This is a genomic window from Streptomyces sp. LZ34 (assembly GCF_053890475.1).
In genome coordinates, this window is record NZ_CM132680.1 from 1,215,299 (window position 1) to 1,227,865 (window position 12,567).

The window sequence follows — 12,567 nt, forward strand, 5'->3', positions numbered from 1 at the left end:
GGTCTGCCGACCCCGGGCGAATCACCGGCGGACGGCCTGCCGGCCATGGTGGCGACCGGTCTGGCACACGGCGTCCACCTACAGACGCGGCTCACCCCCGACGCGATCGCGCTGGTGGACCAGGGCCGCCGGTTCGGTTACGCGGCGCTGGACACCGCGGGCGCCCAGGTGGCCGCGGCGCTGCGGCGCCACGGGGTGCGCCCCGGCGATTCGGTCGCGGTCGGCCTGCCGCGTTCCTGGCAGCTGGTCGTGGTGGTGCTCGGCGCACTGCGGCTGGGCGCGCGGGTGGTACCGCTGGACGCGCAGAGCCCGCCGGAGCGACAGGCGCACATCCTGACGGACTCGGGCAGCGTCGTGCTGGTGCACGGCACCACAGCGCCAAAGGACCTTCCGGCCACCTTGCGTCCGCTCCCGGCGGCGCGGCTGCTGACCGCCGTATCGGACCGGGCCGTATCGGACCAGGCGGTATCGGCCCAGGCCGAGCCGGGCGACGGCCCCGGCCGACCGGTCGAAGCGGGTGGCGTCATCGACGGGTTCCCGGAGCGGCCGGCCGGGCTGGTCCTCTACACCTCCGGCACCACCGGTCGGCCCAAGGGGGTGGAGGTGCCGGAGGCCGGCATCATGCGGATGGCCCGGCCCGGCTGGCTGCGGCCGGCGGCGGGGGCACGGTTCTCCTGCCTGTCCAACCCGGCCTTCGACGCGATCAACTTCGAGATGTGGACACCGCTGCTGACCGGCGGTTGCTGCGTGGTGCTGCGTGACGAGGACGTGCAGTCGCCGCACCGGCTGGCCGCCGCGCTGCTGCGCGAGCGGATCGACACGCTGTTCGTCACCACCGCGCTCTTCCACGCCGTGGTGGACACCGTGCCCTCCTGCTTCGCTGGTGCCCGGCAGGTGCTGGTCGGCGGCGAGCAGCTCAACACGGCCGTGGTACGGCGCTGGTACCGGCACAACGCCGGCGGCGCCACGGTGCTGCACAACATCTACGGCCCCACCGAGGTGTGCACCTTCGCGCTCATTCACCCGATCCCCCGGGACTTCGACACGGACGTCGTACCGGTCGGCCTGCCGATACCGGACACCGGGACACTGCTGGTGGTACGGGGCTCCGAGCGCGTCGCCGAACCGGGCGAGGTGGCGGAGCTGCTGCTGTCCGGGCCTGGCGTGGCGACCGGCTACCGCAACCTGCCGGAGGAGACCGCCCGGCGGTTCGTCCGGCTGTCCTGGTACGACGGCGGCCGGGAGCGCTACTACCGCACCGGCGACCTGGTGCGGGCCGGCCCAGACGGCGTGATCAGCTACCTGGGCCGGGTGGACCGGCAGGTGAAGGTGCGCGGCTTCCGGATCGAGCCGGCCGAAGTGGAACGGCGGATCGCGGCGCACCCGGCGGTCCGGCAGGCGTATGTCTGCACCCGGGAGCGTCCGGGGACCGCCGGACATGAACTGCTGGCCTACCTGGTGGCCGGCCCGGAATTGGACTTCGAGGAGTTCGACCGGCACCTGACGTCCGCCGTACCGGTTTATATGAGGCCGCACCGGGTTCACCGGGTGCACGCACTGCCGCTGACCGGCAACGGCAAGGTGGACCGGGCCGCCCTGTTGCGCCGCCCGGACCGCCCGTGGCAGCGCTCCGCCGACGCGGGCCCGGTCGCCTCGGTCACCGCGCGCCAGCGCGAGGTGCTGGAGCTGGCCGAGGCAGTGCTCGGCACCTCGGGGCTGCGCCCCACCGACCGGTGGATCTCCAGCGGGGGCGACTCGCTGCGGGCTCTGCGGCTCCGGTTCGAGATCCGCCGCCGCTGGGGGCACGAGCTGGGCCAGGCGGCGGTGCTGCACGCCGACTTCGCCGCCATCGCGGAGGCGATCGATCAGGCCGGTTCAGGAGCCGGACCGCGCTACCCGGTGCCGGCCCCGCCGTCCGGTGCCACCCGTGGTCCGGCCACCAGCGAGCAGCAGCGGCTCTGGCTGCACCACCAGCGCTTCCCCGGTTCCCGTGGCTACACGGTGGGCCAGGCGCTCCGGCTGGACGGCCGGGTGGACCGGGCCGCGCTGCGCCGGGCTCTGTGCGGCCTGGTGGCTCGGCATCCGGCACTGCGCACCGGGTTCGAGGCGTCGCCGGACGGTCTGCTGCAGGTGGTGGGCGAGCCGTACGACCCGTGGACCGAGCCGGAGGCCGCGGCGCTCGCCGGTGCGGAGGCCGCATCTGCCTTTGCCGACCGGTTCTTCGCCGAGCCGCACGATCTGGCGCGTCCCAGGATGCTGGCCGCTTGCTGGCTGCCGCGCCCGAACGGCGGCACGCTGCTGCTGCGGCTGCATCACATCGCGGTGGACGGCTGGTCGTTGACGGTGCTCTTCCGCGACCTGTCGGCCTGCTACGCCCAGGCGCTCGGGGCGCCGGACGCCGCGCTGCCGGAGGTCTCCACGGCACCGACCCCGCTGGACCACGCGGCCTGGCAGGCTGGCTGGTTCGCCACGGCCGGGTACCAGGCGCTCCGCGCCGAGCTGCGCGAGTGGTGGACCGCCGAGGAGGAGCCGGACGAACCGCTGCGGCCGGCCCGCCACCGGCCCCGGCCCGAGGGCCGACTGTGGCGCACCGCGCTGGACCCGGACCGCCGTGCCGCGGTGGACCGGCTCTGCGGCGAGCTGGAGCTGAGCCGTTTCGAGTTGCTGCTCGGCGTGTTCGCCTGGAGCCTGTACGCGGTCACCGGCCGGACCCGGCCGCGGATCGCCGCGCCCGTCACGGGCCGTCCTGTGCAGGATTTCGAGTCGAGTGTCGGGATGTTCGCCAACACCGTGCTGCTGCCCGTGGCGGTCGCGCCGCGCGGCGAGCTGCGCGCCGAACTGCTGCGGCTGGGCGCGGCGGTGCGGGCGACCCTGGAGTGGCAGGACGTGTCGCTCGCCGACGTGCTGGACGACCGTGGCCACCCGGCCGGCCGGCCCCCGTTCGACGTTCTGTTCGTACTGGAGAACACCGACTTCGGCGCGCTGGAGCTGCCCGGGATCACCGCCCGGCCCATGTGGCGGGCACCGGCCGAGGCCAAGGTGCCGCTGACCGTATCGCTGGTGGAACACCCGGACGGCTTCGACTGCCTGTGGGAGTACGCGGCCGACCACTTCGCGGCTGCCGAGATCGAAGCCATGGACCGGCTGTTCCGGGCCGGCCTGGACCTGCTCGCCGCCGGCCGGTCCGGTACCCCCGCCGAGCTGGCGGCCTCGTACCGGCGCGGGCTGCCGGAGCCGGGGCGCGGCGCCGAGCCGGCCGGCGGCTGGGCCACGGTGGCCGAGGGCTTCGCCACCCAGGTCGCCCGGACCCCGGACGCGCCGGCCCTGATGGCCGCCGACGGCCCGGTCGGCTACGCACAGCTGGACCTGTGGGCGGCCACGCTCGCCGAGGAGCTGCGGGCCGGTCACCCCCTGGCGGCCGGTGACGAGGGGTGGCGGCATGTGGCGGTGTACATGGAGCCGTCGGTGGAGCACGTGGTGGCGCTGCTGGCGCTCGCCCGGCTCAACTGGACCGCGGTGCCGCTCGACCCGGCCTACCCGACCGAGCTGCTGCGGCAGATCCTGCGCCAGGTCGATCCGGTGTGCGTGCTCCTCGCGCCGGGCGGGGGGCCGGAGTTCGATGTGGTGGACCCGGGCGACACGGCACGCCGGACGGTCACCCTGGCGGAGGGCGAGCCGCCCGCCGTACCGCTGCCGCCGCATGCCGGCCGTCCGCTGTACACGCTGTTCACCTCCGGCTCCACCGGGGTGCCCAAGGGCGTCCAGGTCTTCGACCACACACTGGCCAACCTGCTGCACTGGCAGGCGGCCGAGGGCGGTCTCGGCGCACCGGCCGTGACCCAGCAGTTCTCCATGCTGTCTTTCGACGTCTCGTTCCAGGAGATCTTCACCACCCTGTGCGGTGGCGGCTGCCTGCACCTGATCCGCCCCGGTTGGCGGCAGGACGCCCCGGCGCTGCTCGACCAGCTGGAGTCGGCCGGCGTGGAGCGGATCTTCATGCCGTATGTGGCGCTGCAACTGCTTGCCGAACACGCCGTCCACCTGGGCCGCTACCCGTCCCGGCTGCGCGAGGTGGTCACCGCGGGTGAGCAGTTGGTGTGCACCGACGCCATCCGCCGCTGGTTCGCCGGTCTGCCGGGGGCCCGGTTGTTCAACCACTACGGGCCGACCGAGACGCACGTGGTCAGCGCGTTGTGCCTGGCCGGTGACCCGGCGCGGTGGCCGGAGCGCCCGGCCATCGGCGTCCCGGTGGCGGGCGCGCTGCTGCGGGTGGTGGACCCGGCCGGCGAGCCGCTACCCCCCGATTGCGTCGGCGACCTGCTGATCGGCGGCATCATGGTGTCCCGCTGTTATCTGGGCGACGGCGCGCTGAATCGGGAGCGCTTCGTCGAACTGCCCGGAGCGGGCCTGTTCTACCGCAGCGGCGACCGGGCCGCCTTCGGCCACGACGGGCTGCTGCACCACCACGGCCGGGACGACCAGCAGATCAAGCTGAGCGGCCACCGGCTGGAGCCTGGCCAGGTGGAGGCGGCGCTGCTGCGCCACCCGAAGGTGGTCAACGCGTTGGTGGTCCCGGAGGGTGGCGGGCTGACCGCCTGCCTGGAGTGCCGCGATGACGCCCCTTCGGCCCGGGAGCTGGCCGACCACCTGGTGCCGCTGCTCCCGCCGCACGTGCGGATCGACCGGTTCCGTCGTCTGGAGTCGCTGCCGCGCACCCCGAGCGGCAAGTTGGACCGCCGGGCGGCGCTGCGCGCCCCGGGCGAGGAGCTGCGGCGCGCCCCGGCCGGCGGTCAGCGGCTCTCGGCGCGCGAGGCCGAGCTGTCCGCCGCGTATCAGACGGTGACCGGTGTGCCCATCGGCCCGGACCAGACGTTCTTCGAGGCCGGCGCGTCCAGCCTGGGGCTGATGCGCTTCCACCTGCGGTGCACCACCGCGCTCGGCCTGCGGTTCGGGATCGCGGACCTGTTCGAGCACGTAACGGTACGCACGCTGGCCCGCTTCCTGGACGGCACGGGGCCAGTCCGCTCCGGCGAGGGCGCCACGGACCGCACCGCACCGGCCACCGGGGCGCACTCCGACCGGGCCCTTCTCGAGCGCACCGGGCCCGGTGCGCGACCGGCCGAGGCGGCGGGCCAGGAGCCGATCGCGGTGGTCGGGATGGCGGTACGGGTGGCCGGCGCCCCGGATCTGCGGGCCTTCTGGGAGCTGATCCGGGACGGCGGCCGTGGCATCGAGTACTTCGACGCCCCGGACGGGCTGGTGGGGGCACGCAGTCAGATGGACGGGCTGCTCGACTTCGACCCGGAGCACTTCGGCATCGGCCGGCAGGAGGCCCGGCTGATGGACCCACAGCAGCGGCACACGCTGATGACCTGCGTCGAAGCGCTGGCGCACGCCGGCATCGCCGACACCTCGGCTCTGCGGGTCGGGCTGGTGGCCGGTGCGGGCGAGAACACCTACTTCCAGGCCATGCTGCGGCAGACCGACCCGGACCGGTTACCGGACGGGTTCCAGCTCGCGCTCCACCACGAGAAGGACTTCCTGGCCACCAAGGCCGCCTACCACCTCAACCTGACCGGTCCCGCCTTCACCGTCCAGGCGGCGTGCGCCAGTTCGCTCTTCGCGGTGCACGTGGCCGCCGGGCTGCTGCGGCAGGGCGACGCCGACGTGATGCTGGCCGGCGGGGTGCTGGTGGACACCGGGCTGAGCGACGGTTATCGCTACCGGCCGCAGCACATCTACTCAGTGGACGGCCACTGCCGGTCCTTCAGCGATGACGCCACCGGCACCGTCGGCTCCAGCGGGGTGGGCATGCTGGTGCTCAAGCCGCTGCGGCTGGCCCGCAGAGCCGGCGACACGGTCTACGCGCTGGTCACCGGGTCGGCGGTGAACAACGACGGCTCGGACAAGCTCGGTTACAGCGCCCCCTCGCTCGCCGGCCAGCGCGAGGTGATCCGTACCGCGCTGCGCCGCAGCGGGCGTACCGGCGCCGACCTCGGCTACGTCGAGGCGCACGGCACCGGCACCCGGCTCGGCGATCCGGTCGAAGTCGGCGCGTTGCGGCAGGCGTTCGGGGTGCCGGAGTCCGGCCGTACCGCGCTGAGCTCGGTCAAGAGCCAGATCGGCCACCTGGGCGCGGCGGCCGGCGTGGTCGGGCTGGTCCGGGCGGCACTGTCCGTCCACCATGGACTGATCCCGCCCACTGTGGACTTCCGCGCCCTCAACCCGCGGCTCGGCCCCGATCCGACACCGTTCTACGTCCCGGTTGAGGCGCTGCCCTGGCCGGCCGACCGGCCGCGGGTGGCGGCGGTCAGCAGCTTCGGCATCGGGGGCGCCAACGCGCACGCGGTGATCGAAGCGGGCGAGCCGGGGCGGCCGGTCGACGCCCCACCGCCCTGCCTGCTGCTCTCCGCCTCCAGCGAGGCGGCGCTGCGCGCCGACGCGGACCGGATCGCCGCCTACCTCGCGGAGCGCCCGGAAGCGTACCCGGCGGTTCTGCGCCATCTCCAGGCCGGCCGACCGGCCCGCCGCTGGCGGATGGCGGCTGTCTGCCCGGACCCGGCCTCGGCGGTGCGGTGGCTGCGAACCGCTGCCGGCACCGTAGTAGAGCCGGATGCCGAGCCGGTCCCGGCGGCGGATCGCAGCGCGCCGCGGTTGGTCACCGACTGGCTGGCCGGCCGGCGGATCGGCTGGCCGGCGGGGCCGGCGCAGGCGCCGTGGGACTTCCCTCCGCCGGCCTTCGCCCAGGCGGAGTACGACGTCGAACGGGCGCCGACCGGGCCGACCGGGCCGGCCGGGCCGGCGCCGACCGGTACCACCTGGCCGACACGGCTCGCCGAGGAGCAGTGGCTGCACCAGCCGCACTGGGTCCGGTTCCGCCGGGCGGGCACCACCGCCCCGGCGGTCGCCTCCCACCCGCTGGTGCTGGTCACGGACGGCCCGGCCGACCCGGAGGAGGTACGGGCGCTGCGCTCGGTCCGTCCGCGGGTGGTGCTGGTGGCCGCCGCGGACGGGTTCGCCCGGCTCGACGACGACTCCTACCTGGTGGACCCGGCCGACCCGGCCTCGCTCGGCGCGCTGCTGGACGCACTGGGCGACCTGGGCACCGTGGACTGGCTGCACGCGCTGCCGCTGAGCGTGACCGGCCCGGTCGACGCCGACCGGCTGCACCGTGCCCGCTGGGCCTGCCTGGACGCTCCGGCCGCACTGGTCCGGGCGGCGGCCGGCCGGACCGGTCTCACGCTGCGCCCGGTGTGGCTGTCGTACCGGGCCCGGCCGGTGGACGGCCCGGTGGACCGGCCCGAGTCGGCGCTGCTCGCCGGGGTCACCGAAGTGGCCCCGCAGGAAGGCGCCGCCGCTGGGCACTGGGTCGACCTCCCGGCCGCCGCGCCGACCGGCTGGGCGGCGCCGCTGGCGGCGCTGCTGGCCGCCGACGAGCGGCTGCCGGCGCACCTGGCACTGCGCCACGGGTACTGGTGGCGGCAGGCCACCGTGCCGGTACCGGCTCCGTGGCCTGACGCCGGCCCCGTGCTGCCGACCGCGGCGGATACGGTCCACCTGCTGCTGGGCGGCACCGGCGGAATCGGCGCCACGATCGCCGGCTGGCTGCTGGAGCGGACAGCCGGCCGGGTGCTGCTGCTGGCCCGGCGGCCGGAACTGCCGGACGCGCTGGTGCCCTGGGCCGACCGGGTCGAGCTGGTCGAGGCCGACCTGGCCGCGGATTCCGCCGCGGGCTCCCTGGAGCAGCTCGCCGATCTCGTCGCTCTCGTCGCCGACCGTACCGGGCGGCTGGACACCGTGGTGCACGCGGCCGGCGCGGGAGCGGGAGGGCTGATCGCGCGCCGCGACCCCGCCGTGGCGCGCGCCGGCTCGCTCGCCAAACTGCACGGCGCGCTGCTGGTGGAGCGCCTGGTCGAGCGATTCCGGCCGCATCTGGCCGTCTACTGCTCCTCCATGTCCGGGACGCTGGGCGGGGTCGGCCGGCTCGACTACGCCGCGGCGGCCGGGGTGCTGGACGCCTTCGCCCATCACGAGCCGGACGGCGGTGGGACGACGCTCCGGCTGGCCATCGGCTGGGACGTGTGGCGGGAGGCCGGGATGGCGCTGCGTGTCCCGGCCACCGACGTCCGCCACCAGGCCCATCTGGCGGTCGGGTTGACGGTGGCGGAGGGCCGCCGGACCTTCGCCCGGGCGCTGGCCGCGCAACTTCCGCAGGTGCTCGTCTCCACCACAGAACCGACGGCGTCCCGCGTCTTCTACGCCGGGCCGGCGCCCGCCCCGGTCACCACGGCGGCCGCACCGGAGGTCGCCGCCCTGCCGGACGCCGGCGGTTCGCGGCCGCGTCCCGCGGAGGGCCGGAGCGAACCGGCCGCGCTGCTGGGCGACCGGCTGTGCGAGTGGCTGGGTCTTGACACCCTCGACCCGGACATCTCGCTCTACGACCTGGGCGCCGACTCGCTGACCCTGCTGGACCTCATCGGCGAGATGAAGCGCCATTTCGACGTGGAGCTCGACCTGGCCGAGCTGAGTCACCAGGTCTCGCTGACCGAGGTGCTGACCCTGCTGGACCGGGCCCGCTCCGCGGCGTCCGCCTCCGGCGGCACGGCCGGGGCGGCCGATGACGTCCCGGCGGCCGGATCGCGGATCACGCTCGAGGTGTGGCAGCAGGGCACCGGAACCGAGGTGCTGTGTCTGATACACCCGGTCGGCGGAGACATCCAGGCCTACCGCGCGCTGGTCGCGGGCCTCGACCCGCGGCTGACGGTGGCATTGATCGCCGACCCGGCGTTGCGCCGGGTCGGCGGCCCGGAGTGGACCATCGCCGAGCGGGCCCGCCACTACCACGCGGCGCTGGAGGCGCGCTTCCCGGCCGCCGGCTGGCACCGGCAGCTGGCCGGGTGGTCGTTCGGCGCCTGGGTGGCCGTCGGCATGGCTGCCGAGGCGGAAGCGGCCGGCCGGCCCGTGGATACGCTCCACCTGCTGGATCCGCCGCCGCCCGGCACCGGCCCGCTCTACCGGACGTACGGCGAGGGGGAGTTGCAGACGCTCTTCGCGCACGAGCTGGGACTCGGCGGCAGCGGCCGGGACGGCGAGGCGGCCCGAGAGTACGCCGAACGGCTCACCCGGCGCTGCCTGGCCAACCTCCGTGCCATGGCCGGCCATCGGCTGCCGCTGCTGGCCACCACCCCGGCCCGGGTGTGGCTGGCCCGGCTCCCGGTGCGGGGCCTGCCGCCGCTCGGCTCGCCCGCGGAGCAGCGCGCGCTGTGGCGGGCCCACCTGACCGCGCCGAGCGACTGGGAGGAACTGGAGACCACCCACTACGGCCTGGTCCGTCCGCCCCATGTGGCGGCGGTGACGACCGCGGTCAACGCCGTCCACCGCGATGTGGCCGGTCGGCGCTGACGGCCGGCACCGGCCGCCCGGAACCATCCGACCGCCGAATCGACCGTCCAACCGACCATCCGCCGGAACCCGGCGGGGCCACCGCCCGGAACCGGCAGGGAGAGCCATGGAACAGTACGAACTCGACGCCATCAAACGGATCACCACCCGGCCACAGGCCGAGTACCGGACCATCGAGGTCGCGCCGATCACCCCGGTCATCGGTGCCGAGATCTCCGGTTTGGACCTCACCCGGGAGCTGACCGGGGAACAGCTCACCGAGGTCCGCCGTGCCTTTCTCGACCACCACGTGCTGGTCTTCCGCCGACAGGACATCACCGTCGATGACCACAAGCGGTTCGCCGGCCACTTCGGCGAACTGCGTCCGGTCAACCCGCCGCCGCCGGAAGGCGACCCGTACGTGCTGGAGATCCGCACCAGCGCCGAGGCGAGCAACGTGGCCGGCAACGGCTGGCATGCCGACGGCACCGCGGACCCGGAGCCGTCGCTCGGCTCGATGCTGCACATCACCCGGACGCCCGAGCCTGACTGCGGCGGCGACACCCTCTTCGCCAACATGTACCTGGCCTACGACATGCTCTCCCCCGCGCTGCGCGGACTGCTGGACGGGCTGACCGCCGTGCACGACGGCGGGCTGTCGCTCAAGGGATACACCCTGCCGCCGGACTATGTGGTACCCAAGTCCGAGCACCCGCTGGTGGTCCGGCACCCGGAGACCGGCCGCCAGGTCCTCTATGCCAATCCCGCCTACACCGACCGCGTCCCGCAGCTGTCGGCCGACGAGAGCCGAGCGGTGCTGGACCTGCTCTTCAAGGTGGTCGCGGAACGCCCGTTGCTCTTCTGCCGGGTGCGCTGGGAGCCCAACACCCTGGTCTTCTGGGACAACCGCTGCGTCCAGCACCACGCGGTCTACGACTATTACCCGCACACCCGTTACGGCCGCCGGGTGGCGATCAACGGCGGCCCGCTCAAGGGCTGAGCCGACGGCAGATCACGGAACCTACGGAAACGGGAATCTGAATGCGTGTGTTGCTGTCGACGTATGGGTCGCGCGGGGACATCGAACCGATGGTGGCACTCGCGGTGCGGTTGCGGGCACTCGGCGCGGAGGCGCGGGTGTGCGCGCCGCCGGACGAGGAGTTCGCGGAGCTGCTGGCCGGTGTCGGCGTGCCGCTGGTGCCGACCGGCCGGCCGGTGCGCCCGTTCATGCACGGGGCGACGCCGCCGTCGGCGGCGGAACTGTCACGGCGGCGCGTCGAGTTGGTCGCCCAGCAGTTCGACACGGTCGCCGCGGCGGCCGAGGGATGTGACGCGCTGGTGGCGGCCGGCTTGGCGCAGGTCGCCGCGCGGTCGGTGGCCGAGAAACTGGGCATCCGCTACGTGTACGCGAGCTACTTTCCGGTCGCCCTGCCGTCGCCGCACTTCCCGCCGCCGCCGCGGGAGGGCCTGCCGTTCCCGGCAGACGTGACCGACAACCGGGCGCTGTGGGACCTGGACGCCCAGGCCATCCAGGAGCTGTTCGGCGCGGCGCTCAACACCCGCAGGGCGTCGATCGGCCTGCCACCGGTGGACAACGTCCGCGACCACGTCTTCACCGACCACCCGTGGCTGGCGGCGGATCCGACCCTGGGCCCGTGGCAGGACACCCCGGACCTCGATGTGGTGCAGACCGGCGCGTGGATCCTGCCCAAGGAACGCCCGCTCCCGGCCGGATTGGAGGCATTCCTGGACGCCGGCACACCACCGGTGTACGTGGGCTTCGGCAGCATGCGCGCACCGGAGGACGCCGCCCGGGTGGCCGTCGAGGCGATCCGCGCGCAGGGCCGCCGCGTACTCGTCTCCCACGGCTGGGCCGAGCTGGCCCCGATCGACGACCGGGACGACTGCTTCGTCGTCGGCGAGGCCAACCTACAGGCACTGTTCGGCCGGGTGGCCGCCGTCGTGCACCACGGCGGCGCGGGCACCACGACGGCGGCCGCCCGGGCCGGCGCGCCTCAGGTGGTGGTTCCCCAGATGGTGGACCAGCCATATTGGGCCGGCCGGGTGGCCGAGCTGGGCATCGGCGCGGCACACGACGGGCCGACTCCGACCGCCGAGTCCCTGTCAGCCGCTCTCAGGACGGCCCTGACCCCCGGGACCCGCGCACGAGCGGCCGCCGTGGCCGGTACGATCCGCACCGATGGGGCGACGGTGGCCGCGAAGATGTTGCTCGAGAAGATTCTCCCCTAGATGAATGAGTCCGATGTTTTCAGTGGTCGTAGGCGATCAGGGATCGCTTGATCTTGGCGCCGGTGGTCCAGTTGTGCCAGATGCCGGCTGCGAGGGCGAGGAGTCGTTGGCCGGTGCGGGCGAACACCCCATGCAGGGTTCTGCCACCGTGTCGTTCCAGGCCGAGCTGACCCTTGAGCGTGTCGATGACGGCTTCGATCCACTGGCGGACGCGGGCGAGGCGGCCGTGTCGGACCGGCTCGTCCTTCCGGTCCGGCCGTACCAGATGGACGCCCAGACGCTCGGTCAGGAACGCCTCGAACTCCCGCCCGGCGAAGCCCTTGTCCGCAAGGATCACCTGACCGGCGCGGACGAGGTGGTGGTCGCGTTCCAGCAACGCGCACATCACCTCCCGCTCGCCGAGCTTGGGGTTGGCCAGGCACCAGGAGATCGGCATGCCCTCGGCGGTGGTCAGCAGGTAGAGCCGGAAGCCCCAGAAGAAGCGGGAGTGGCTGCGGCAGTAGCCGTATCCGGCGTGCCCGGCCAGGTCGGAGCGTTTGACCGTCTCGCGGGAGGCCGCACACGGCAGTGGGGTGGAATCGATCAGCCGCAGGTCGTCGTGCCAGCTCGGCACCTGCCTGGCCAGCGCCTCGATCACGGTGCTGATCAGCGGTCCGGCGGCGTTGAGCCGCTTGTTGTAGGCGGACTGCTGGGGCAGGTAGCGGAACAAGTGCCCGAGCCGGGCGTGGGCGAAGCGAATCCAGTGCCGTGCGGAAGAGAAGCCCAGCAGGACCTGGGCAACCGCCAGGCACAGCAGTTCGGCGTCCGTCAGTTTTGGAGGTCGCCCGATCCGGCGACGGGGAGCCACATGGTCGTCGATGAACACGTACAGTGCCGCCAGAAGGGCGTCCAGGCAAGGAGTCACAACCAAGCCAACGGGCGCCCTTCGCCATAGTC

4 protein-coding genes are annotated in these 12,567 nt (G+C 74.0%); 3 read left to right on the forward strand and 1 reads right to left on the reverse strand.

The window, feature by feature from the left end:
• Positions 1-45 precede the first annotated feature (45 nt).
• The 3 genes from ACWY4P_RS04095 to ACWY4P_RS04105 all read left to right on the forward strand — a co-directional run bounded on the left by ACWY4P_RS04095 (position 46) and on the right by ACWY4P_RS04105 (position 11,631).
• Entirely contained in the window at positions 46-9,402 is a 9,357-nt protein-coding gene (locus ACWY4P_RS04095; RefSeq protein WP_456212805.1) for an amino acid adenylation domain-containing protein, read from the forward strand.
• A gap of 106 nt (positions 9,403-9,508) precedes the next feature.
• On the forward strand, positions 9,509-10,381 hold the full coding sequence (locus tag ACWY4P_RS04100; protein WP_456208716.1) for a TauD/TfdA dioxygenase family protein: 873 nt from the start codon (positions 9,509-9,511) through the stop codon (positions 10,379-10,381).
• Positions 10,382-10,422: 41 nt separating this feature from the next.
• Positions 10,423-11,631: a glycosyltransferase gene (locus ACWY4P_RS04105; RefSeq protein WP_456208717.1), complete on the forward strand. Its 1,209-nt coding sequence runs from the start codon at positions 10,423-10,425 to the stop codon at positions 11,629-11,631.
• Between the two features lie 19 nt (positions 11,632-11,650).
• On the opposite strand, the gene ACWY4P_RS04110 is transcribed toward ACWY4P_RS04105, so the two are convergent.
• The gene (locus ACWY4P_RS04110; protein WP_456212806.1) at positions 11,651-12,535 is read right to left on the reverse strand and encodes an IS982 family transposase; all 885 of its coding nucleotides are present in this window, start codon (positions 12,533-12,535) and stop codon (positions 11,651-11,653) included.
• Between the last annotated feature and the right edge of the window lie 32 nt (positions 12,536-12,567).